The organism is Sphingomonas sp. S6 (assembly GCF_043498045.1).
Classification (GTDB): domain Bacteria; phylum Pseudomonadota; class Alphaproteobacteria; order Sphingomonadales; family Sphingomonadaceae; genus Sphingomonas.
In genome coordinates this window covers 421,037-443,643 of the sequence record NZ_JBIEOE010000001.1, presented here as the reverse complement: position 1 = coordinate 443,643, position 22,607 = coordinate 421,037, and the positions used below count along the sequence as shown (strand labels likewise).

Here is a 22,607-nt window from a genome sequence, read left to right as displayed (position 1 = left end):
ATACAGCGTTTAACACGTCAAACACTTGACGCAGGGGCAGGTGTTGAGCCGCGGCGCGCTTTGCCCTACGCCACCCTACATGGATCGAAGGCGCCCCAGAGCATGACCGCGACGATCGCGCTGGTCGACGACGACCGCAATATCCTGACGTCCGTCTCCATCGCGCTCCAGACGGAGGGGTTCCTGACCCGTGTCTATTCGGATGGCGAAACGGCGTTGAAGGCACTGACCGACAACCCGCCTGACCTTGCCATCTTCGACATCAAGATGCCGCGGATGGATGGCCTCGAGCTACTTCGGCGATTGCGCGAGAAGAGCCAGATTCCGGTCATCTTCCTGACCAGCAAGGACGACGAGCTGGACGAGGCACTGGGCCTGGCGATGGGCGCGGACGATTATATCGCCAAGCCTTTCAGTCAGCGCCTGCTGATCGCCCGCATCCGTGCGATCCTGCGCCGGACCGAGGCGGTGGCGAGCCCCGCCGAGGAGGGCGAAACGACTGCTGCGGCCCCGCTCGTCCGCGGGCGCCTGTCGATGGACCCGGCGCGGCATCGCACCACTTGGGACGATGCGCCGGTCACGCTGACCGTCACCGAATTCCTGATCCTCGAAACGCTCGCGCAGCGCCCGGGGATCGTCAAGACGCGCAACCAGTTGATGGATGCCGCCTATCAGGACGACATCTACGTCGACGACCGGACGATCGACAGCCACATCAAGCGGCTGCGGCGCAAGTTCCGACAGGTCGATCCCGAATTCGACGCCATCGAGACGCTGTATGGCGCCGGCTACCGCTTCTCCGAAGAGTGAAAGCGGCGGCAGCGACCGGCGACGCGAGGCGAGCGACCTCGCGCTCCGCTGGTCGGGCCAGATCTCGCTCACTCGCCGCATCCTGGCGGTCAACATCTTCGCGTTGCTGCTGCTGGCGGGCGGGTTCTTCTACCTCGATTCGTACCGCAGCCGGCTGCTCGATGCGCGGGTGGCGCAATATGTTCGCGAAGGGCGGCTGATCGCCGAATCGCTGGCGATGGTGGGGCCGGAGCAGCGGGATGACCTCATTACGCGACTGGCGCGAGACACCGGCGCTCGGCTGCGTATCTTCGACGATGGCGGGCGGACGATCGCCGACAGTCGCGACCTCGGCGTCCGCAACGCCGTGCTGCTCGACCCGGACAAGCAGGCATGGAACCAGAGCGTCGCCCGCTTCCTCGATGCGGCCATCGATACGATCGTCGGCGCTGTCCGCCCGCCCTTGTATCGCGAGCGCGGGGACGGACGCGAATGGCCGAACGTTTCGATTGCGGCAGCGCAGAGCAAGGTGTCGGGCAGCATCTGGCGGGCGCCGGATCGTACTCCCGTCATCACTGTCGCGGCGCCGCTGCCGGGCAAACGCGTGGTCATGAGCACGATCAACGCGCGCGACATCACGCAGACGGTGCGGATCGAACGGTTCCGGCTGAGCATCGTGCTGCTCGTCGTGACGCTCGTTTCGGTGCTGCTGTCGCTGTTTCTGGCGCGCACCATCGTCCGGCCGCTGCGACGGCTGGCGCGGGCGGCGGTGCGGGTGCGGCTGGGGCGTGCCCGCGAGGTCGTGGTGCCGCGTCTGCCCTCGCGCCGCGACGAGATTGGCAGCCTTGCTCGGGCCCTGTCCGACATGAGCCTTGCGCTCCGGGCGCGGATCGATGCGACGGAGGCGTTTGCGGCCGACGTGACGCATGAGATGAAGAACCCCCTTGCCTCGCTGCGGTCGGCCGTCGAGGGGCTAGGACGAGTGAAGGACCCGGAGTTGCAAGCTCGGCTGCTCGGTATCGTGCGCGACGACGTGCATCGGCTCGACCGGCTGATCACCGACATTTCAGAGGCATCGCGCCTCGATGCGCAGCTCAGCCGCGCGCATTTCGAACCGATCGATGTCGCCGCGATGATCCGCGCGCTCGTCGCCCAGCGCATCGAGCGCGTGGTGGAGCGCGGCATCCGGCTGCGGGTCGACGATGATGGCCTGCCATTGGTCGTGCTCGGCGAGGGCGCGCGGTTGGAACGGGTGTTCGAAAACCTGATCGAGAATGCGTTATCCTTCTCCCCGGACGGCGGCGTCGTCGCCATTGCCGCGGCATGCAGTGACGAAGACGTCGTCGTCCGGGTCGAAGACGAGGGCCCTGGCGTACCCGAAGAAGCGCGCGAGGCGATCTTCCGGCGCTTCCAATCGATCCGGCCGGAAAGCGAGGCATTCGGCCAGCACAGCGGCCTGGGTCTCGCCATTGCGCGAACCATCGTCGAGGCGCATCAGGGCAGCATCATCGTCGAATCGCGCGAAGACCGGCTGGCGGGCGCGCGCTTCGTCGTGCGCTTGCCGATCGCAGGCGCGCCATCTGCGGCGGACTGAGCATCATGACCATCCTTTCATCGGAAATGCTGCACGCGACCAGCGTCGCGATCGACGGGCATGTCGTGCTGATCCAGGGCGTGTCCGGCACCGGCAAGTCCGATCTGGCGCTGCGCCTGATCGATCGCGGGGCGGTGCTGGTCAGCGACGATCGCACGCTCGTGGTACGGCAGGGAACCACGCTGCGCGCGCGGGCGCCGGAGACGATCCGCGGCCGGATCGAGGTGCGGGGCCTCGGCATCGTCAGCATGGCGCAGGTGGATGACCTGCCGGTCGCATTGATCGTGCATCTGGGCGGTGAGGCGCAGCGCATGCCTGAGCGGCGAGAACGGTTGCTTGCGGGGATCGCCGTACGCGAGCTTGCGTTCGACGCGCATCACGCCTCAACCCCGCTCAAGATCGAATGGGCGGTCCGCCAACCTGGGGCGACGCCCGCGTGACACGCCCTCCCTTCTCCGCCCGCTTTGCAGGGACGTATTGATGACCAAGGACATTCTGCTCGTCACCGGCCTGTCGGGTGCGGGCAAGTCGACCGTGTTGAAGACGCTGGAAGACTTGGGCTGGGAGGTGGTCGACAATCTGCCGCTCGCCCTGCTCGATCGACTGCTGGAAGCGCCGCTGGCACAGGGTGCTGCGGATGGCACGCAGCCGCTGGCGTTGGGCATCGGTGCGCGCACGCGCGACTTCGACCCGAAGCGGATCATCGAGCGCATCCGCGCGCTACGCGAAGGCCATGGGCTCGACGTCGGCATGCTGTTCCTCGATTGCGCGGGGGCCGAGCTCGAGCGGCGCTATTCGGAGACGCGGCGGCGCCATCCGCTGGCACCGGATCGGCCGGCGAGCGATGGCATCGCGCGCGAGCGCGAGCTGCTGGCGCCGCTGCGCGAATGGGCGAATCGGCTGATCGATACGACCGACCTCAGCGCCAACATGCTCGCGCAAAAGGTACGGTCGACCTTCGCCGTGTCGGGCAGCGACGCGCCGGTGCTGTCGATCCAGTCGTTCGGTTTCGCCCGCGGCATCCCGCGCAACGCCGATCTGGTGTTCGACATGCGCTTCCTGCGCAATCCGCACTGGGACTCCGTGCTGCGACCGGGTACCGGCCTAGACGCCGACGTTTCCGCTTATGTCGCCGCAGACCCCGCCTATCCCGCCGCGATGGAGCAGATCGGCAGCCTGCTCGAACTGCTGATTCCGCGCTATCGCGCTGAGGGGAAAGCCTATGTCAGCGTCGCGATCGGCTGCACCGGCGGCCGGCACCGATCGGTCCATGTGGCGGAACATCTCGCTCGACGGTTGCGCGACGCGGGTTTTTCGCCCACCATCACGCATCGCGACCTGGGGGCCGCACCGCAGGACTCGCTCGAGGGGCCGCCGGCCAGCAAATGAGTAACGTAACCGATATGATTGGCCTGGTTCTGGTGACGCACGGACGGCTCGCCGAAGAGTTCGTGACCGCCATGGTGCATGTCGTGGGGCCGCAGGAGCGGATCGCCACCATCTCGATCGGCCCCGACGACGACATGGAAGAGCGCCGCGCGGACATCGCCGCGGCAATCGCCGCCGTCGATACGGGGCGCGGCGTCATCGTGTTGACCGACTTGTTTGGCGGAACGCCGTCCAACCTCGCCATCTCGCTGATGACGCGCGGGCATGTCGAGGTGATTGCGGGGATGAACTTGCCGATGCTGATCCGGCTGGGGTCTGCGCGCAAATCGATGAAAGTTGTCGAAGCGGTGGCTGCGGCGCGCGAGGCGGGACGCAAATATATCTCGGTCGCATCCGAGGTGCTGGGCGAGGCGGCGGCATGAGCGCCGGGATCGAGCGGACCGTCCTGATCACCAACAAGCGCGGTCTACACGCGCGTGCCAGCGCCAAGTTCGTGACCCTCGCCTCCAGCCAGCCGGTCGAGGTGCAGGTGCGCAAGGATGACGGCGCCGTCACCGGCACGTCGATCATGGGACTGATGATGCTGGGCGCCGCCAAGGGCGATTCGATCACGATCAGCGCTGCCGGCGACGGCGCGGAGGCGGCGGTGAGCGCCTTGTGCGAGCTGGTCGAGGCGAAGTTCGGCGAAGACTGAGCGCGCCGACCCGTACGGGTCGGTGGTTTGACTTGAACGCGCCGCGCGGAGCAGCGCCGGCCGTGTGCGTCGTTTTGGCCTTGCGCCATCCCTTGGCTGGCGCGAAGGCACGACGCACGATGCCCCGAGAGATTACCGCCTTTTCCAACCCGCTGGTCAAATATGCCCGCGAGCTGCGCGACAAAAAGCATCGTCGCGGCGCGCGGCAGTTCATGGCCGAGGGATTGCGCATCCTGACCGAAGCGCGCGAGACGGGCCGCCTGCCCCGCATCCTGTTCTACGCCGCGGCGAATGCCGATCATCCGTTGGTCCATGCCCTGTCGATCGACGTCGAGATGGCGGGCGGCGAGTCGATCCAGACGACTCCCGACATCCTGTCCAAGCTGTCGGGCAAGGATAACCCGCAGGCGGTCGTCGGCGTATTCGACGAATTCGATCGCACGCTTGCCGATCTCGACCGCAACAGTGCCGGCATCTGGCTAGTCGCCGAGCGACTGCGCGATCCGGGCAATCTCGGCACGATCTTGCGCACTGCCGATGCGGTGGGAGCCGGCGGACTGATCCTGATCGGCGAGTGCGTCGATCCCTTCTCGGTCGAAGCCGTTCGCGCGAGCATGGGGGCGTTGTTCACCGTACCCGTCGTGCGGAGCGGTTGGGAGGACTTCCTCGGCTGGCTGCGCCAGGGGCCGGGGCAGCTGGTGGGGCTGAGCCTCGACACCACCCACGACTATCGGGGTGCGACCTACGCAGCGCCGACGTTCCTGCTGACGGGCAATGAGGCGCAGGGGATGCCGGCGGATTATGCCGGGGCATGCGACCTGCTGGTCAAGATTCCGATGCTGGGCAAGGCGGACAGCCTGAACGCCGCTGTGGCGACGGCGGTGATGGCCTATGAGGTTCTGGCACAGCAGAGCCAGTAGTCGCCGCATTTCCCGGCAACATAGACAACATCAACACCTTGGCGGAAACGATCGGGGCTGATCGTTTCGGTTGCTGTACCCATGCTGCCCGCAAAGGGGCCGCAGGTAACAGCAAGCCATCTATCCGCCGATCATACCGCTGATGCGCACCGCGCCGCCGTCGTTGAAGACCCGGCCGGATACCATGCCAGTAATCCGAGCGCGGGCACCCTCTTCGACATAGACGTCGCCAGCGACCATGCCGCTGATGCGGACGTCGCAGCCGGGACGAATGACGACATCGCCCGCGACCATGCCGGCGATGCGGCCGTCCTGATCCATCACGATATCGCCGGGGTGCATGCCCTTCATAGCGGCCTCGCTCATTCGGCCGCGTCGGGTAGGCGCAGCACGTCGTCTCCATAGCGCGCCAGAGCCTCGACCGGTTCCGCGACGCCGATCTCGCGTGCCCCGGGTTCGATGTTGAGGTCGCGGAACTTGCGTGCGGACACCAGAGCACGGCTCTCAAAGCTGGAGACGAAGCTGTTGTAATTGTTCACCGCCGTGGTGAGGCCGCTGCCGACCTTCCGTAGATCCTCACCGGCCTTGGCGAGACGGTCGTACAACTCCTTGCCCAGTGCGCCGATCGCCCGGGCTTCGCTGGCGAGCTTTTCCTGACGCCAGACCGCCGCGACGGTGCGGGCGATGGCGATGAGGTTCGTAGGGGTGGCGAGCAGGACCTTCTTGTCGAAGGCATAATCCCATAGCCCCGCGTCATGCTCCAGCGCGGCGGAGAGGAAGTGTTCGCCGGGGACGAACATCACGACATATTCGGGTGTGTCGTCGAATTGCGACCAATAGGCCTTGGCGCTGAGGCCGTTGATATGTGCGCGCATCGAGGCGGCGTGAGCGGTGAGGCCGATATGGCGTTCGTTCTCGTCGACCGCACCGAACGCGTCCTGATAGGCGTTGAGCGACACCTTGGCGTCGATGATCAGCGACTTGCCGCCGGGCACGCGGACGATCGCGTCGGGGCGCAGGCGCCCGCCCTCCCCGTCCGCGACGCTGACCTCCATCGCGAAATCGGTGTGCTCGGCGAGGCCGCACGTCTCGAGCACGTTGCGCAGCTGCTGTTCGCCCCAGCGGCCGCGGGCCTTGGGCGCGTTGCGCAGCGCGTTGACGAGCTTGGCAGCTTCGCCCGAAACGCGCTCCTGGCCGAGGCGCATCTGTTCGATCTGGCCCTTGAGATCGCCGAAGGCGTCGCGGCGTTCGGCCTCGACCTTGGCGACACCCTCTTCATAGCGCGCCAGGCGGTCGTTGACCGGCTGGAGCAGCGACTTGAGGTTGCTGCCGGCGAGCTCTTCGGACTGGCGGAAGCGTGCTTCGGCGCGGTCGAGGAACGCCTTTTGCGCGTCGGTCAACGCCTTGTTGGCGAGATCGTTGAACTGCGTCGCCATCAACTCCTTTGCTTCGCGCATGTCGGCGAGGCGGGCTTCGAACGCCTCGCTCTGCGCCTGCATCGCGGCGAGATCGGCGCGGGCGGCATCGCGATCGGCGCGGATCGTGGCGAGTTCGCGGCGGAGCAGGTCGGCAGCGGCGAGGCTCTGGTCGATCTGCGCGCGGAGATCGATCAGGCGCACCTCGGCCGCCTCGACCTGCGCACCCGCGGCGGCGAGATCGGCGCGCGCCGCATCGCGGTCGCTGCGAACGGCGAGGAGTTCGGTGCGCAGCGCGTCGGCGGTGGCGATCCGGTCGTCGACCTGGGCGCGCAGGCCAGCGAGTTCTCGCATCGCGTCGTTGCGTTCGCGCTCCACCGCGTCGCGCGTCCGGGCGACGAGCTCAGCGTCGGCGACCTTGCTCTGCGCGACCGCCAGATCGGCGGCGAGCCGGCCGCTGCGACGGGCCGCCAGCAGCCAACCAATCAGCAGGCCGGCGGCAAGCGCGAGAATGGCAACGACAAGCAACTGATCCACGAACGTCCCTTCGAAAGGTCACAAAAGTCACGCCGAAGAGGGTGTTTTTCCGTGACGATCCCTTGGCCTATGCCGGGAACATAGATCGAACGAAGCGTGTAGGACAGCCCCTTTTTCAATCCGACCGGCTGAGAGGTTGGACACGCGCGACCGGGCGGCTACGATAGCGCTCACAAGAAGCAGGGGAGAATGTCGTGGGCAGTGGTTGGCTGGGTGTCATGGGCGCCGCAGTGCTGGTGTCGGGCGCGGTGCCCGCCGCGGCACAGGTCAGCGCCGCCGGCGATCCCTTTACAAGCGACCCGACCGGGATCGTCGCCGATCCCTGCCCTGCCCATCCCAAGGTTAGCTGGACCGAGCAGCAGCTGCACAATCTGACCCGCGATTTCGGGCAGCTATGCCGCTATCGTGCCGCAAATGCCGCGCTGACGGAACGCCCGCGGGTCGTGTTCGCCGGGGATTCGATCACGGACAATTGGATCAATTTCGATCCCGCCTTTTTCACCAACGGCGTAATCGATCGCGGCATCGGCGGGCAGACGACGCCGCAGCTGCTGGTCCGCTTTCGCCAGGACGTAATCGATCTGCACCCGCAGGCCGTCCACATCATGATCGGCACCAACGACATTGCCGGCAACACCGGTGCGGCGACGATCGAGACGGTGGAAGGGCATATCGCGAGCATGGCGGAGCTGGCGCGGGCGCATGGCATCCGGGTGATCCTCGCCTCCGTACCGCCGGCGGGCGCCTTCCCCTGGGCGAAGGACAAGCAGCCGGTGCCGCAGATCGCGACGCTGAATGCGTGGATCCGGGATTACGCCCAGCGCGAGGGGTTCACCTATGTTGATTATCATCCCGTGCTGAACGACGGACGGGGCGCGATGAAGCCGGGGCTGGCGAGCGATGGTGTGCATCCGACAGCGGCCGGCTATGCGGCGATGCGGCCCGTGGCGGAGGCGGCGATCCGCCGGGCGCTGGGTGGACGGGGAGCGGGCCGATGAAGCGCCTCGCCCTGATTGCCGCGCTGCTGGCCGGCAGTACGCCCGCCTATGCACAGCGGCTGGCGACCGTCGAGCGCAATGGGGCGCTGGTGTCGGTCGAGCCCTACGGACCGGGGATCGTGCGCGTGACGATCGCGACGGATCGGGCCCAAGCGGAAGGCCTGCCGGGATATGGCATTTCCGGCAAAAGCGACGATGCGGGCTGGGCCCGGCAGCGTGGTAGCGACGGCAGTGACGTCTTCGCCTCGAGCAACCTGCGCGTCACCGTGGCGGCGCAACCCTGGCCCAAGCCGCCGAGCCAGATGGAACGCTATTTTGCTCCGTCCTTGCCGCCGGTGTCGATCCGCTTCGATCGTGCCGACGGCACGCCGCTGACGGCGATGACCGGGTGGGAGATGGCGCCACACGACGTGACCGGCGAGCATACGTTCCGTGTCGGCGCGACCTTCGCCGACACGCCCGACACGCATTATTACGGCCTCGGCCAGTATCAGGACGGCGTGCTCGATCTGCGCGGGCGGACAATCGACTGCCGCCACGATTACGATCGCCCCGCCGGCGAAGCGGTGTGCGTGCCGTTCATGGTGACGGACAAAGGCTATGCGATCCTGTGGGACAATCCGTCGGCGACGATGGTCTCGCCGGGGTTGCACAGCCAGACGCATCTGCAATCCAATGTCGGCGAGCGCGTGTCGTTCTTCGTCATCGCCGGGCGGACCAGTGACGATCTGTATGCGGGCTATGCCAGGCTGACCGGCGCGACGCCGCTGCCGCCCAAAGCGGCATTCGGCCTGATCCAGAGCAAGGCGCGTTACGAGACACAGGCGGAGCTGACCGCGGTGGCGGACGGCTATTGGCAGCGCCGCTATCCGCTCGACATCATCGTGCTCGACTGGTTCTACTGGACCCGGATGGGGCAGATGGACATCGACCGGACGGCCTTTCCCGACCCGGCCGCGATGAACGCCCACCTGAAGTCGCAGGGCGTCCGCAGCATCGTCAGCATTTGGCCGCGGTTCGAGAAGGAGAGCCGCTGGTTCGACACGCTCGCCGCCAAGGGCTGGCTGCTGCACGACGCGGACGGCAAGCCGGTGGACGGATTACCGATCCGGTCGGATCGCGCGGGCGCACTGATCGATAGCACCAATCCGGACGCGCGCGCCTGGTATTGGGGCAAGATCCGCGACGATATCTTCAGCGCAGGCTTCGACTTCGCCTGGCTGGACGAGACGGAGCCCGATCTGGTGCCGGACGGCTTCCACTATGCGATCGGCACCGGCGATCGCTATCACAACGTCTTTCCGCTGCTGCATACGCTGAGCGTCGCGGAAGGGTCGGCGCGCGATCGACCGGATATGCGCAATTTGATCCTGTGCCGGGCGGCGTATCTGGGGACGCAGGCCAATGGCTGTCTGTTCTGGTCGTCGGACGTGCGCTCGACGTGGGAGGCGTTGCGGCGGCAGGTGCCGGCGGGCCTGGGCATGACGGCGAGCGGCATCGCCTATTGGTCGAGCGATACGGGCGGGTGGCAGTGGCCCAACGGCCCGGCGGCCCGGCGCCCCGTGCTCCTCGATCCGGCGGGCGCGACCGCCATGGCGCCGTCGTATCGCGACTATCCCGAACTGTTCGTGCGCTGGTTCCAGTATAATGTGTTCACGCCGACGCTGCGCATCCATGGCCAGCGACCGGCGACGGCGATCTGGGACTATGGCACGGCGGCCGAACCGGTGCTCGCCGCCTCGCTGCGGCTGCGGTACGAGCTGCTGCCCTATATCTATGCGTTGGGACGCCAGACCAGCCTGACCGGCGCACCGTTCATGCGGGCGCTGTTCATGGATTTCCCCAACGATGCGACGGCCAAGACGCTGGGCGACGAATATATGTTCGGCCCCGCCCTCCTCGTCGCGCCCGTCACCGAACAGGGGGTGACCAGCCGCCGCGTCTATCTGCCCGCCGGGACGGACTGGTACGATTTGTGGACGGACAAGCGCTACACCGGCAGCCAGTGGATCGACGCGGCGGCGCCGATCGACCGCATCCCGGTCTTCGTGCGCGCCGGATCGATCCTGCCGATCGGGGAACAGGTGCAAAGCACCGCACGCGAGCAGGGGCTGGCCAAGGTCCGCGTCTATCCGGGGCGTGACGCGCGCTTCACGCTGTACGACGATGACGGGACGACCAACGCCTGGCGCACGGGGGGCGGACGCAGTGCGACATTGGTGTGGAATGACGCCAGCGGCCGGCTGTCAGTTGAGGGACGGCTGCCGACCGGGCAGGCGCTGGACCCGTTGGTCATGGTGATCGGGCGGTAGCGACGCTGCGTCCTTGACGGCGGCGTCGGCGAGGCCAATGATAGCGATAACGAAAGTTGGAGAGGCTATCATGGCAGCGCCGTCGCGACGCGAAATCCTGGGGGGTGCGGCGCTCGCCGTCGCCGGCATGGCGGCGCCGGCCGCATGGGCCGCGCACCCTGACGACAGTCTGGAGGCGATCGCCGCGCGCAAGGGGCTGCGCTTCGGATCGGCGATCCCATGGCAGCCGGGCTCCCCGGCGGGCCTGCCAGTCCGCGACCCAGGCTATGCGCGGCTAATCGCCCAGCAATGCGGGCTGGTCGTCGCCGAAAACGAGATGAAGTGGCAGCGGCTGCGCCCGGCGCCCGACGTGTTCGACTTCGCGCCCTTCGACACGATCGTCGGCTGGGCGGAGCGCAACGGTCTGGCGGTGCGTGGGCACAATCTGTTGTGGCATCAGCCGAAATGGCAGCCGAAGTGGCTGAACGCCTATGATTTCGGCAGCCGGCCCCGCGCCGAAGGCGAACGGCTGCTGACAACGCATATCCGCACCGTGCTCGGCCGGTATGGCAGCAATATCCGCAGCTATGACGTGGTCAACGAGGCGGTCGATCCGGCGGACGGCCACCTGTACGAAACCGCACTGTCCAAGGCGATCGGCGGGGCGGAACCGACGCTGGACCTCGCCTTCCACACCGCGCGCGCGGCGGCGCCGGGCGCGCAGCTGGTCTATAACGATTATATGAGCTGGGAACCGCACAACGAGGCGCATCGCGCGGGCGTGCTGCGGCTGCTCGAGGGGTTCCGGCGACGCGGCGTGCCGGTGGACGCGCTGGGCGTGCAATCGCACCTCATCACCCAGAGCGCGGACGGCCGCGCGGATGTCGGGCGGTTGCAGGGCGAGTGGCGACGGTTCCTCGATGCGGTGACGGGGATGGGCTATGCGTTGCTGATCACCGAGCTCGACGTGCGCGACAACAACCTGCCAGCGGACATTGCGGTGCGGGATCGCGCGGTGGCGGACTTCACCCGCGGCTATCTGGACGTGACGCTCGCCTATCCGCAGCTGCGCGACGTACTGGTGTGGGGCCTGAGCGATGCGCACAGCTGGATTCCGGGCTTCGAGCCCCGCACCGATCGTGCCGCGCGGCGCCCGACGCCGTATGACGCGGCGCTGCGGCCCAAGCCGATGCGGACCGCCATTGCGGAGGCCTTTGCTGCGGCGCGCCCGCGCTGAACTGTTTTCCGGACCGGCATGGAGCCGGCCGGCAATGAGGGGAGACGATGATGAAGGCCATGATCGCACTGGCGCTCGCCACGGTGCCGCTGAGCGCCGTGGCGGCGGGGCAACAATCGGCGCCGGCGCAGGGGAGCATCTTCGACAAGGCGATCAACCAGCCCGGTATCGGGTGGAGCGTCTATGGTCCCGGCCAGACCGCCAAGCAGGTGCCGGCGGCCGACGTGCCCGGCGGGGCCGCCGTTCGGGTGCAGGTGAGCGAGGCGGGCGCGAACGTGTGGGACGTCGGCGCGACCTATCCGACGATCAAGCCGATCGCCGCCGGCGATACGCTGCTCGTGATGGTGTATCTACGCGCGCCCGAGGCCAAGGACGGTACGACCGTGCCGATCCCGGTCAACGTCGGCGGCGCCGACGCCCCCTACCCGCAGGTCACCGGCGAGACGGTGAACGTCGGTCCGGGGTGGAAGCGCTATTTCGTGTCGGGCCTGTCGAACCAGGCGTTCGCGGCGGGCAAGGCGCGGATCGGCGTACAGCTGGCCGGAGCGAAGCAGGTGATCGAGGTGGGGCCAGCGTTCCTGCTCGACCTGGGTGCCGGGTTCGATCGGTCGAAGCTGCCGCACAACTGACGGATACGAAAAAAGGCCGGCTCCTCGATCACGAGGAACCGGCCCGGCAAGGTGGAGGCGGCGGGATATCCCGCCGCCTTTTTCGTCAGAAATTGCCGCGCAGGATGAACGAGAAGCGGCGATCGTTCATGAAGTAGGAGCGCGGGGCGAGCTGGGCCGGATCGCCCGTATACGCCTGCAACGTCTTGGTGACGGTGTTGGTCAGGTTCACACCCTGGACGCCGATCTTGATCGCCTTCGTCACGTTCAGGAACGCGGACGCGTCGAGCTGGCCGGAGGCGTCCTGGAAGATCGACGTATAGGGGAAGATCACGTCCGCCGCGGTCAGAAGATACTTCGACCGCCAGTTGTAGGCGGCACGCAGCGAGATCGGCCCCTTTTCGTAGAAGAGCGTCGCGTTGACGTTGTGCTTCGACAGGCCCTCCAGCGGCAGGCTGCCACGCACCGTCTGCGCGGCTACGTTGGTCACCGGCGCACCGCCGTTGAGGAACGAGTTCGGCAGACCCGAGCTTTCGATATACGAATAATTGCCGGTGAAGCCGAAGCCGTTGAGGAAGCCGGGCAGGAAGCTGAACGTCTGCTGATAGGCGACCTCGACACCCTTGATCTTACCGTGACCGTTATAGTTCGCCGGCCCACGCGTCAGCAGTGGGAACGTCACGCCATTGTTCTGCAGCGGCAGGCTGACCACCGACTGGTAGAAGAAGTTGGACACGTCCTTGTAGAAGGCATCGACGGTCAGCGACCCGACCTTCGAGAAGTACCATTCCGCCGTCGCGTCGAACTGCCATGCGGTTGCCGGCTTCAGATACGGATTGCCGACCGTGCTGAGGAAGTTGCCGTTGCCGTCGATCGTGATCTGCTGGAAATTGCGGATCAGCGCCGAATCCGGCCGCGTCAGCACCTTCGATCCGGCGAGACGCGCGATCAGGTTCTGCGTGACGCCGAACTTCAGGTTCACGCTCGGCAGCCAGTAGGTGTAGCTGTTCTTCGCCTGGTTGTAGAGGTTGACCGAGTTCACCCCGGCGAACTGCTGCAGCAGCGCATAGCCCGTCGGCCCAAGGTTGCAGACGCCGCCCGGCGTGCTGGGCGTCGCACCCGGAGGGGCACCGGCGGGGGGAGCCGCGATGGCGCAACGCGAGCTATACGGGTTGGAAATGTTCAGCGTCGCCTGGTTGGGCACCGTGGTCGTCCCGAACGAATCGAGACCGGTGCGGACATAGCGAACGCCGGCGTTGCCACTGAAATCGAGACCGCTACGCGACTTGAACGAGATCATCGCATAGGCGGCGGTATCGCGCTGATGCACGCGCTGGATTTCACTGGGCAGATAGGATGTGCCGGCCACGACGCCCGGACGCTCGGCGAGGGGCATCCACTGCTGCTGCGTATTGCCGTTCTGATTGCGCGAGACGGCTTCCACCTGCTTCAGGAAGTTCACCGCCGTGCCGTAGCCGTTGATCATATCGCCATTGTAGAAATAGGCGCCCGGCGGCGAGTTGGTGGCTCCGCGGAAGAAGTTGGGGAAGGTGTAATATTGCGCCTGGTTGCCGCCGTATTGGTCCAGCGTGACAGGATAATCGCCCGCCCAGATTTCGCTGAGCATGCCCCAGTTATAGGTCGAATACTTCACATTCTGGTCGCGATCGGCATAGCGTGCGCCGAAACGAGCCTTATTGAAGAAGCTGTCGTCGGCGAAGTCATAGGTGACGTCCGCCTTGAACTGATATTCCTGACCGACGCTGTCTTCGCTGTGGTCCATTGCCGCACGCCAATATTGTGCGCGCGGATCAGCAAAATACTGAGCGTCGGTTTCGCCAGCGAGGATCGTGTTTGCAGGCTGCGCCCAGCTCGCCGACAGCGTGTTCGGCTTGTGCGAGATGACGCTGGGCAGCTTGCCCGTCAGATCCAGCTCCTGATCGGCGAAGGTCGCGCCGAAGATGCTGAGGCTGTAGTTGTTGTGTTCTGACCGCGTATAGTCTGCGTCGAGGTTGATCGACCAACGCTCGGCCGGATGGATTTCGGCGTTGAGGCCGTAATCGTTGACGAGATTGCGATCGTAGGTCTGCCCGCGCGCGAGCTGAAGCTGCGCGCCGCCGGTCGGCAGGAAGGTGGTAGCCGGCGCGCCACTGCGGCTGGTGCGATAGCCCGTGCCCGGGGACGTGATGTAGCCGCTCTGGAACAGTCCGTTCGAATCGTAGACGTAATTCTTGAACTGGCCGACCGGGCATTCCGCCCGCACCGTGCCGTTGCCATTGTACAGCGGGCCGTCGTTGTTCTGCACACAGCCGACCGGGAAGGTGCTGTATTCCGACAGATCGGGCGCCGCTTCGAACGTGTGCTCATCCGTCGTGTTGGTGGTGTGCGAGCGCAGATATTGCGCGGTCAGCAGGAAGGACTTGTCGCGCGTTTCGAACTGCGCGGCGAGAGCGATGCCGTCGCGCTTGCGGTCGAATTCCTGCGTCCGGTACTGGCCGCCGAGCGGCGCATAGGCCTTAGGCAGCAAATCGGCGAAACCATCCGCCCCGGCCGTCGATGCCGTACCGCATGCCGACCCGGCAGGCGGCAGCGTCGTCGTGTTGCTGTTGCTCGGCAATGGGTTGCGGCAGACGAGCACGCCGTTCCCGTTCTGGAACGGCACCTGCGTGTTATCGCGCGTCTGGAAGTTGGTGATCTGCACGCCATCGGCGCGGCTGCGGATGCGCGAATAGGACAGATCGCCCAGGATGCCGAACGTGCCGATCCCGGTTTCGAAGGTGTCGCTGATCAGGATCGAGCCCGTCGGCGTCCACTTCTTGCGGAAGTCGCCGTAATTGCCTTCCGCATCGACGCCCATGTGGAAGCCGCGATTGTCGAAGGGCTTGCGGGTGTTGAGGTTGACCGTACCGGCGAGACCGCCCTCGATCGCGGCGGCGGTGACGTTCTTGTAGACCTCGACCGAGCCAAGAAGCTCGGCGGGAACGTCAGAGAAATTGAGCGACTGGCCGCCGATACCCGCCGCAAAGGCGTCGCGGCCGTTGAATTCGGACCGGACGAAATTGAGACCGCGTACGACGACGCCCGATCCTTCAACCGAGAAGTGGTCGGGATCGTTGGCGGCAGCGAATCGGCTGATCGAGACACCCGGCACGCGCTGCAGCGCTTCCGTGACCGAGCGATCGGGCAGCGCCCCGATGTCGGTCGCGGTGATGGCGTCGACCACGGTATCCGAATTGCGCTTGATATTCTGCGCATTGGCGAGGCTCTGACGGATGCCGGTGACGACGATGTCGTCGGGCGATCCCGACGTATCGCTCGCCTGCGACGTCGCGGCAGGATCGACTTGCGCGCTCGCGGCAGGCGTGGTGGCCGACGCAGTGCCCGCCGTGCCGGTGCCGGCCTTCGCCGCAGTCGGGGAGGTTTGTTCGGTCTGCTCGACCGGTTGCGCATGGGCGACGCCGGTCACGCTGGCGATGCAGAGGGCGCCGACCGAGGCGCCGCGCAGAAGGCGGACGAGCGATGTGGCAGTCGAATGCGATGGCGCGGTTGGGCGCATGATGATCCTCCCCAATGAGCCGCACGGTTTCGAATCCGCGGGTCTCATGCTCTATTTGTCTGAGCAGAGCGGCGGTTGAACTGCAATGGTTGCGGTAACGCCCGGTCCGGTGCCATTACATTTTATGTCTCCAGTGTGATTTTCAAGCAACATTGGCGCGTCGTCGGAACTGCTGTAGACCGTCGACCAAAGAGGACATTGCATGAGTGGGAGCGCCACCATACGGGAGTCGGGGAGGGATGAGGATGGCCGGGGAACGGCGACAGGCGACCCGCGTGGTCATCGTAGGCGGCGGGACCGCGGGCTGGATGACCGCGGCGGCGATCGCGCGATTGCTGCCGCATCGCGCCGAGGTTCACCTGATCGAGTCGGAGGCGATCGGCGTGGTCGGCGTCGGCGAGGCCACCCTGCCCCATATTCGCGCCTTCAACGAACGGCTCGGCATCCCCGAAGCGGAGTTCATGGCGCGGACGCGCGCGACCTTCAAGCTCGGCATCGAATTCCGCGACTGGGGCGCGATCGGCGACAGCTACATCCACCCGTTCGGCACGTTCGGCACCGGATCGGGTGCGGTCGATTTCCACCATTATTATGCCCGGTTGCTGCGCGAGGGCGCCGAGCTGCCGCCGCTCGACCGGCTGTCCTATGCCTGTGCGCTGGCGCGCGAGGGGCGGTTCGCCATGCCGGAGACGGACCGGCGGTCGCTCGCCGGGACGTTCGGCTATGCCTATCAATTCGACGCGCTGCTGTTCGCGCCCTATCTGCGCGGCCTTGCCGAAGAGATGGGCGCACGGCGCAGCGAGGGGATCGTCGTCGACGTCGCGCGCGACGGCGAGAGCGGCGATATCGTCGCGGTGACATTGGCCGATGGAACGCGGATCGAGGGCGACCTGTTCGTCGACTGCTCCGGCTTCCGATCGCTGCTGCTGGGCGAGGCGTTAGGCGAGCCGTTCGAAGACTGGTCGCGCTGGCTGCCCGCCGATCGGGCGGTGGCGATGCCGTGCCGGACCGAGACGGCGGTGACGCCCTATACCAGCGCGATCGCGATGCCGGCGGGGTGGCGCTGGCGCATCCCGCTGCAACACCGGACCGGCAACGGCTATGTCTATGCCAGCGCGTTCCTGAGCGACGATGCCGCCGCCGCGGCGCTGCGCAGCGTGGTGGAGGGCGAAGCGCTCGCCGACCCGCGGCCGCTGCGCTTCAAGGCAGGCCGGCGGCGGCACAGCTGGTCGCACAATTGCATCGGGATCGGGCTGGCGAGCGGGTTTTTGGAGCCACTCGAATCGACCAGCATCTATCTGGTGCAGCAGGCGATCACGTTGCTGGTCGAGCTATTCCCGGACGGGCGCACCAGCGCTGCCGATCGCGACGAGTTCAACCGCGTGATCGATCTGGAATATGACCGGATCCGCGACTTCCTGATCCTGCACTATCATGCGACGACGCGGAGCGATTCGCCGTTCTGGGACTATGTGCGGACGATGCCCATCCCCGACAGCCTGGCGGAAAAGCTGGAGCTGTGGCGCCGACGCGGGCGCGTAGTGAAATATCGCGAGGGCGTATTCCTGGATGCGTCGTGGATCGCGGTCTACATGGGCCAGGGCATCGTGCCTGCGGGCTGGGACCCGCGCGCCGACGTTCCGCCCGAGGGCGACCTGCGGCGTGGCATCGGCAGCCTTGCGGAACAGATTGCCGCAGATGTGGCGCGACGGCCGGGGCATCGCGCCTTCATCGACGGCTATTGCCCGATGGCGGAGGCGGCGTGACGCAGGATCGCGCCATTCGCAGCATTCTGGTGGCGGGGGGCGGGATCGTCGGCTGGCTCGCCGCGGCCGCACTGAAGCGGCGCGCGCCGTTTCTGACGGTGACGCTGCTTGACGGGGCGCGGTCGCCGAATGCGCTGGCGGATCGGATCGCCTGTACCCTGCCCTCGCTTGCCGGCTTTCATGCCGATCTGGGCATCGGTGACGAGGATGCCGTGGTGCGGACCGGTGCCGGCTATCGGCTGGGCACGCGTTTCGTCAGGTGGGGGCGCGACGACGCAGACTATGTCCATGCCTATGATCATTATGGTCAGGCGTTCGGCGCCACGGCGTTCCACCTCCACTGGCTGCGTGCCGCGCAGGAGGGGGCGGTGCCGCGGTTCGATGCATTCGCGCCGGCCGCGGCGCTCGGTCGGTCCGGGCGATACGCACCGCCGACGCCGGGGACGATCTTCGCCCGGCACCAGCCTGCGCTGACGCTGGACCTGCCGCGCTACATGCGGATGATCCGGGCCTTTGCCGCGCACGTCGGCATCGACGTCGTGGCGGGAGAGATCGCCGACATCGAGCGCGATGAACGTGGCGGGATCGCGGCGGTGGCGCTCGCCGGTGGGGGAAGGCTGGCAGCGGACCTGTACGTCGATGCGACCGGGCCTGAGGCACGGCTGCGCGATACGATCGACAGTGCGCGTGACGACTGGAGCGCGTGGCTGCCGTGCGATCGGGTGATGCTGGCCGATGGGACAACGGCCGAACCGCCGCTGCTGACGCCCGTCACCGCGCATGCGGCGGGCTGGTCGTGGGACGGCGGCACGCAGCGCGGTGTCGTCTATGCCGCCGACCGGCTGGCCGATGACGATGCGGCGGCATTGCTAGGGACGGCGAATGCTACGCCCATCACAATCCAGCCGGGGACGCGCCGGGAGCCCTGGCGTGCCAATTGCGTCGCGATCGGCGATGCCGCAACGGCGATCGATCCGCTGGAATGGTGCAACCTGCATCTGGCGCTGAGCGCGATCGATCGCCTGATCGCGATGCTGCCCGACCGGGACATGGCGCCGGTGGAGGCGGCGGACTTCAACCGCCAGACGCTGGCGGAGGCGGAACGCGTGCGCGACATGATGGCGCTGCATTACCGTGCCACCGCCCGGCCGGAACCGATGTGGCGTGCGGTCGCGGCGGTGCCGCCGCCGGACAGCCTGGCGCATACGATGCGCCAGTTCGAAGAGCGCGGGCGCCTGCCCTTCTACGAAGAGGAAACCTTCACGCGCGACGGCTGGGCGGCTGTGCTGATCGGTCAGGGGATACGCCCGCGGCGGATCGATCCGCTGGCGGACGCCATCCCGCTGTCCGACGCGCATGCGGCGATGCACGGCGTCACCGATGCCATCGCGGCGGCACTGCCGCATGCCCCCACCCATGCCGCCTGGCTCGCGGCGCAAGCGAGGCGCCTAGCCCGATGACCCTGCCCGTCCCCGACCATGCCATCCGCAATATCGTCATTGTCGGCGGCGGCACCGCGGGCTGGATGGCCGCCGCCGCGTTCTCGCGCCTGCTCAACACCGGCTATACGCGCGTCACACTGATCGAATCGGAGGAGATCGGGACGGTCGGCGTCGGCGAAGCGACCATCCCGCCGCTGCTGAATTTCAACCGGATGCTGGGGATCGACGAAAACGAATTCCTCGCGGCGACGGCAGGCACGTTCAAGCTGGGCATCGAGTTTCGCGACTGGGGCGCGATCGGCGATCGCTACATCCATCCGTTCGGCACCTTCGGTCAGGATTTGCAGGGCATATCCTTTCACCAACTGTGGCTGCGTGAGCGCAGCCGCCGGGCGATTCCGGACATCACCGCCTGGTCGATGAGCGCGCAGGCGGCGGCGCGCGGGCGGTTCGGCCGGGCGCGCGAAGATGCACGCTCGCCGGTGCGGGAGCTGTTCTACGCCTATCATTTCGATGCCTCGCTCTATGCGCGCTATTTGCGCGGCTATGCCGAGCGCGGCGGGGTAACGCGGATCGAGGGGCGAATCGCCGACGTCCGGTTGCGGGGCGAGGATGGCTATGTCGAAGCGCTGACGCTCGCCGACGGGCGGCAGGTGGCGGGCGATCTGTTCATCGACTGTTCCGGCTATCGCGGGCTGCTGATCGAGGAAGCGCTGCATACGGGATATGAGAGCTACGCGCAGTGGCTGCCCTGCGACCGGGCGGTGGCGGTGCCGTGTGCGCTGCCGAATGCGCGCGAGCCCGACCCGTACACCCGCGCCACCGCCCGTGCGGCTGGCTGGCAGTGGCGCATCCCGCTGCAGCACCGGATGGGTAACGGTTATGTCTATTGCAGCGACGATCTGTCCGACGAGGCGGCGGAGTTCGATCTGCTCGCCAGTCTGGAGGGCGAGCCGCTGGGCGATCCCCGCCGGCTGCGCTTCACAGCGGGACGGCGGCGACAAAGCTGGAACCGCAACGTCATCGCACTAGGGCTGTCGAGCGGCTTTATCGAACCGCTCGAATCGACGAGCATCCATCTGGTCCAGGCGGGCATTCAGCGGATCGTCGCGATGTTCCCCGACACGCGCTTCGACCCCGCCGAACGCGACGAGTTCAACCGCCAGCTGCACGGTCTGTACGAGGACATCCGCGACTTCATCATCCTGCATTATGCCCAGACCCGGCGGACCGACACGCCGTTCTGGGATCGGGTCCGTACAATGCCGCTGCCCGACAGTCTGACCCGCAAGCTGGACCTGTGGCGCGGCAAGGGGCGGCTGTTTCGCGAGGGATATGATCTGTTCAGCGTGCCGAGCTGGGTCGCGGTGTGCCTGGGCCAGGGACTTGTGCCATCGACCTGGGAGCCGGCTGCGGACGCGCTGGACGAAACTCTGGTCGCCGAGGCGATGGAGACGATGCGGCGCGGCTATGCGGACACTGCGGAGCGGCTGCCGTCGCATGGCGATTTTCTGCGGATGGTGGCGCCCTCCCCGCTCGCCAATTGGGGGCAGGCTCGATGAGGAAGGCCTTGGCGCAGCTGTTGCCGCTGGCGCTGGCGGGCGCGGCGTCGCCGCCGCCTGCGGTGCATCTCAACCAGATCGGCTTTCGTCCCGACACGGCGAAATGGGCGATCCTGTCGGACGACGCCAAGGCGCCGCTGCCCTGGCGCGTCGTCGACGCAAGCGGCAAGGCCGTGGCAGAAGGCAAGACCCAGCCGTTCGGCGACGATGCGGCATCAGGCGATCACGTCCACCAGATCGACCTGAGCGCGGTGCGGGTGCCCGGCACCTATCGGCTGACGGTGGATGGCGTGACCAGCCATCCCTTTGCGATCAAGGTCGACACCTATGCGCCGCTGGCCCGCGCGGCGCTGAACTTCTTCTACCAGAACCGCGCGGGCATCGCGATCGACGCGCGCTATGCCGGCGGCCCGCAATGGGCGCGCGCGGCGGGCCATCCGCATGAGGTGGCGACCTGTTTTGCCGGGCGCGACACCGCAGGGACGGTCTGGCCGGGCTGCCGCTACACATTGGATGTGACGGGTGGCTGGTACGATGCGGGCGATCACGGCAAGTATGTGGTCAACGGCGGCATCGCGCTGTGGACGTTGCAGAATCTGTACGAGGTGAATGCCGCTGCGCCGCCGTTCGCGGATGGTAGCGCGATGCTGCCCGAGGCAGGCAACGGCATCAACGACCTGCTCGACGAAAGCCGATGGGAGATGCGGTTCCTGCTGGCGATGCAGGTGCCCGACGGCACGCAACTGGCGCTGCCGGTCGGGCCGCAATCGCGCCGGCCGACGACCCTGACCAGCGTCGATGCCGGTGGCATGGCGCATCACAAGGTCGCCGATCGCAACTGGACCCCGCTGCCGACGATCCCCGCGGACGATCGCGAGGAGCGGTTGCTGTATCCACCAAGCACCGCTGCCACGCTGAACCTGGCGGCCACCGCCGCGCAATGCGCGCGGATCTGGCGGGCGATCGACAAAGCCTTCGCGCATCGCTGCCTGGCGGCGGCGGGCAAGGCCTACCAAGCGGCGGTGCGCAACCCGGATATCTACGCCGCACAGGATTTCGAGGGCAGCGGCGGCTATGGCGACACGCACCTCGACGACGAGCGGTATTGGGCGACCGCGGAGCTGTATGCGACGACCAGGATGCCCGAGTTGGCCGAGGCGTTGCGCCGCATGCCCCTGCATGCCGCACCGCTGTGGGGCGAAGCGGGCTGGGCCAATGTCGGGACGCTGGGGACGATCACCCTGGCGACCGCCGAGGGCATCCCCGTGGCCGAACGCGAGGCGGCGCGGGCGAAGCTGGTGGCGCTCGCCGATGCATTTCTGGCGGAGCGGGAGCGGTCGGGGTATCACCTGCCCTATGCGACCACCGACTATGTCTGGGGATCGAACGGCGCGATCCTGAGCCGCGGCATCGTGCTGGCGCTGGCGGCGCGCTTTACCGGTGAGGCGCGCTACCGCGATGCGGTGGTCGATACCGCCGATTACGTGCTGGGGCGCAATCCGCTCGATCAGAGCTATGTCACCGGCTTCGGGTGGAAGCCGATGCAGTACCCCCACCATCGTTTCTGGGCGCATCAGTTCGACGCGCGGCTGCCGGGGCCGCCGCCGGGCGTGGTGAGCGGGGGGGCGAACAACACGTCCTTCGCCGATCCCGTCTCGGCCTCGCTGAAGGGGCGATGCGTTGCGCAGCGATGCTGGCTGGACGATTCGCGGGCCTTTGCGGACAATGAAGTGGCCATCAACTGGAACGCGCCGCTGGTCTGGGTCGCGACGTATTTGGCGATGCCGCGCTAGGCATCGCGCGAGAGAG

At 67.0% G+C, this 22,607-nt stretch carries 18 protein-coding genes; 15 read left to right on the top strand and 3 right to left on the bottom strand.

Annotated elements, in window-relative coordinates; translation table 11 throughout:
* The first annotated feature begins 102 nt into the window (after positions 1-102).
* From ACGVWT_RS02035 to ACGVWT_RS02005, 7 genes are all read left to right on the top strand, one after another.
* Positions 103-810 carry a response regulator transcription factor gene (locus ACGVWT_RS02035; protein WP_116461210.1) on the top strand — a complete coding sequence of 236 codons (708 nt, stop codon included), beginning with the start codon at positions 103-105 and terminating at the stop codon, positions 808-810.
* Entirely contained in the window at positions 779-2,383 is a 1,605-nt protein-coding gene (locus ACGVWT_RS02030; protein WP_315461271.1) for a stimulus-sensing domain-containing protein, read from the top strand. The genes ACGVWT_RS02035 and ACGVWT_RS02030 overlap by 32 nt, the downstream gene beginning before the upstream one ends.
* Positions 2,384-2,388: 5 nt before the next feature.
* Positions 2,389-2,823, top strand: a complete 435-nt coding sequence (locus ACGVWT_RS02025) for an HPr kinase/phosphorylase (protein WP_315461272.1) — start codon at positions 2,389-2,391, stop codon at positions 2,821-2,823.
* A gap of 40 nt (positions 2,824-2,863) precedes the next feature.
* Positions 2,864-3,772: an RNase adapter RapZ gene (rapZ, locus tag ACGVWT_RS02020; protein ID WP_315461273.1), complete on the top strand. Its 909-nt coding sequence runs from the start codon at positions 2,864-2,866 to the stop codon at positions 3,770-3,772.
* 14 nt (positions 3,773-3,786) lie between these two features.
* Positions 3,787-4,194 (top strand): PTS sugar transporter subunit IIA, encoded by a 408-nt coding sequence (locus tag ACGVWT_RS02015; RefSeq protein WP_017978863.1) that lies wholly within the window; start codon positions 3,787-3,789, stop codon positions 4,192-4,194.
* On the top strand, positions 4,191-4,466 hold the full coding sequence (locus tag ACGVWT_RS02010; protein ID WP_017978864.1) for an HPr family phosphocarrier protein: 276 nt from the start codon (positions 4,191-4,193) through the stop codon (positions 4,464-4,466). The genes ACGVWT_RS02015 and ACGVWT_RS02010 overlap by 4 nt, the downstream gene beginning before the upstream one ends.
* A gap of 119 nt (positions 4,467-4,585) precedes the next feature.
* Positions 4,586-5,386 (top strand): RNA methyltransferase, encoded by an 801-nt coding sequence (locus ACGVWT_RS02005; RefSeq protein ID WP_315461274.1) that lies wholly within the window; start codon positions 4,586-4,588, stop codon positions 5,384-5,386.
* Positions 5,387-5,506: 120 nt separating this feature from the next.
* On the opposite strand, the gene ACGVWT_RS02000 is transcribed toward ACGVWT_RS02005, so the two are convergent.
* Both ACGVWT_RS02000 and rmuC read right to left on the bottom strand, forming a co-directional pair.
* Positions 5,507-5,752: a hypothetical protein gene (locus ACGVWT_RS02000; RefSeq protein ID WP_243402887.1), complete on the bottom strand. Its 246-nt coding sequence runs from the start codon at positions 5,750-5,752 to the stop codon at positions 5,507-5,509.
* Positions 5,749-7,338 (bottom strand): DNA recombination protein RmuC, encoded by a 1,590-nt coding sequence (gene rmuC / locus ACGVWT_RS01995; RefSeq protein ID WP_017978867.1) that lies wholly within the window; start codon positions 7,336-7,338, stop codon positions 5,749-5,751. The genes ACGVWT_RS02000 and rmuC overlap by 4 nt, the downstream gene beginning before the upstream one ends.
* Positions 7,339-7,556: 218 nt before the next feature.
* Here rmuC and ACGVWT_RS01990 point away from each other — a divergent pair, with 218 nt between their 5' ends.
* The 4 genes from ACGVWT_RS01990 (at position 7,557) to ACGVWT_RS01975 (ending at position 12,493) form a co-directional block, all read left to right on the top strand.
* A complete protein-coding gene (locus ACGVWT_RS01990; RefSeq protein WP_315461398.1) occupies positions 7,557-8,336 on the top strand; it encodes an SGNH/GDSL hydrolase family protein in 780 nt (259 codons plus the stop codon).
* The gene (locus ACGVWT_RS01985; RefSeq protein WP_315461275.1) at positions 8,333-10,648 is read left to right on the top strand and encodes a TIM-barrel domain-containing protein; all 2,316 of its coding nucleotides are present in this window, start codon (positions 8,333-8,335) and stop codon (positions 10,646-10,648) included. The genes ACGVWT_RS01990 and ACGVWT_RS01985 overlap by 4 nt, the downstream gene beginning before the upstream one ends.
* A 70-nt stretch (positions 10,649-10,718) precedes the next feature.
* Complete coding sequence (locus ACGVWT_RS01980; protein WP_315461276.1) at positions 10,719-11,864, top strand: endo-1,4-beta-xylanase; 1,146 nt, start codon at positions 10,719-10,721, stop codon at positions 11,862-11,864.
* Positions 11,865-11,911: 47 nt separating this feature from the next.
* On the top strand, positions 11,912-12,493 hold the full coding sequence (locus ACGVWT_RS01975; RefSeq protein WP_315461277.1) for a hypothetical protein: 582 nt from the start codon (positions 11,912-11,914) through the stop codon (positions 12,491-12,493).
* Between the two features lie 85 nt (positions 12,494-12,578).
* Here ACGVWT_RS01975 and ACGVWT_RS01970 read toward each other — a convergent pair whose 3' ends face one another.
* Positions 12,579-16,028 carry a TonB-dependent receptor gene (locus ACGVWT_RS01970; RefSeq protein ID WP_315461278.1) on the bottom strand — a complete coding sequence of 1,150 codons (3,450 nt, stop codon included), beginning with the start codon at positions 16,026-16,028 and terminating at the stop codon, positions 12,579-12,581.
* Positions 16,029-16,273: 245 nt separating this feature from the next.
* On the opposite strand from ACGVWT_RS01970, the gene ACGVWT_RS01965 reads away from it, so the two are divergent.
* From ACGVWT_RS01965 to ACGVWT_RS01950, 4 genes are read left to right on the top strand one after another with little or no spacing between them, the layout of a single operon-like run.
* Positions 16,274-17,794, top strand: a complete 1,521-nt coding sequence (locus ACGVWT_RS01965; protein WP_315461279.1) for a tryptophan halogenase family protein — start codon at positions 16,274-16,276, stop codon at positions 17,792-17,794.
* Entirely contained in the window at positions 17,791-19,254 is a 1,464-nt protein-coding gene (locus tag ACGVWT_RS01960) for a tryptophan 7-halogenase (protein WP_315461280.1), read from the top strand. Before ACGVWT_RS01965 ends, ACGVWT_RS01960 begins: the two co-directional genes overlap by 4 nt.
* Positions 19,251-20,798: a tryptophan halogenase family protein gene (locus ACGVWT_RS01955; protein WP_315461281.1), complete on the top strand. Its 1,548-nt coding sequence runs from the start codon at positions 19,251-19,253 to the stop codon at positions 20,796-20,798. The genes ACGVWT_RS01960 and ACGVWT_RS01955 overlap by 4 nt, the downstream gene beginning before the upstream one ends.
* On the top strand, positions 20,795-22,591 hold the full coding sequence (locus ACGVWT_RS01950) for a glycoside hydrolase family 9 protein (RefSeq protein WP_315461282.1): 1,797 nt from the start codon (positions 20,795-20,797) through the stop codon (positions 22,589-22,591). The genes ACGVWT_RS01955 and ACGVWT_RS01950 overlap by 4 nt, the downstream gene beginning before the upstream one ends.
* The last annotated feature ends 16 nt before the right edge of the window (positions 22,592-22,607 follow it).

Excerpts from the sequence above, each read along its gene's own strand:
- ACGVWT_RS02035 (WP_116461210.1), top strand. The coding sequence starts at position 103 with ATGACCGCGACGATCGCGCTGGTCGACGACGACCGCAATATCCTGACG.
- ACGVWT_RS01985 (WP_315461275.1), top strand. The coding sequence starts at position 8,333 with ATGAAGCGCCTCGCCCTGATTGCCGCGCTGCTGGCCGGCAGTACGCCC.
- ACGVWT_RS01950 (WP_315461282.1), top strand. The coding sequence starts at position 20,795 with ATGAGGAAGGCCTTGGCGCAGCTGTTGCCGCTGGCGCTGGCGGGCGCG.
- ACGVWT_RS01955 (WP_315461281.1), top strand. The coding sequence starts at position 19,251 with ATGACCCTGCCCGTCCCCGACCATGCCATCCGCAATATCGTCATTGTC.
- ACGVWT_RS02005 (WP_315461274.1), top strand. The coding sequence starts at position 4,586 with ATGCCCCGAGAGATTACCGCCTTTTCCAACCCGCTGGTCAAATATGCC.
- rapZ (WP_315461273.1), top strand. The coding sequence starts at position 2,864 with ATGACCAAGGACATTCTGCTCGTCACCGGCCTGTCGGGTGCGGGCAAG.
- ACGVWT_RS01965 (WP_315461279.1), top strand. The coding sequence starts at position 16,274 with ATGGCCGGGGAACGGCGACAGGCGACCCGCGTGGTCATCGTAGGCGGC.
- ACGVWT_RS02025 (WP_315461272.1), top strand. The coding sequence starts at position 2,389 with ATGACCATCCTTTCATCGGAAATGCTGCACGCGACCAGCGTCGCGATC.
- ACGVWT_RS02030 (WP_315461271.1), top strand. The coding sequence starts at position 779 with ATGGCGCCGGCTACCGCTTCTCCGAAGAGTGAAAGCGGCGGCAGCGAC.
- ACGVWT_RS02015 (WP_017978863.1), top strand. The coding sequence starts at position 3,787 with ATGATTGGCCTGGTTCTGGTGACGCACGGACGGCTCGCCGAAGAGTTC.
- ACGVWT_RS01970 (WP_315461278.1), bottom strand. The coding sequence starts at position 16,028 with ATGCGCCCAACCGCGCCATCGCATTCGACTGCCACATCGCTCGTCCGC.
- ACGVWT_RS02000 (WP_243402887.1), bottom strand. The coding sequence starts at position 5,752 with ATGAGCGAGGCCGCTATGAAGGGCATGCACCCCGGCGATATCGTGATG.
- ACGVWT_RS01975 (WP_315461277.1), top strand. The coding sequence starts at position 11,912 with ATGATGAAGGCCATGATCGCACTGGCGCTCGCCACGGTGCCGCTGAGC.
- ACGVWT_RS01980 (WP_315461276.1), top strand. The coding sequence starts at position 10,719 with ATGGCAGCGCCGTCGCGACGCGAAATCCTGGGGGGTGCGGCGCTCGCC.
- ACGVWT_RS01990 (WP_315461398.1), top strand. The coding sequence starts at position 7,557 with ATGGGCGCCGCAGTGCTGGTGTCGGGCGCGGTGCCCGCCGCGGCACAG.
- ACGVWT_RS02010 (WP_017978864.1), top strand. The coding sequence starts at position 4,191 with ATGAGCGCCGGGATCGAGCGGACCGTCCTGATCACCAACAAGCGCGGT.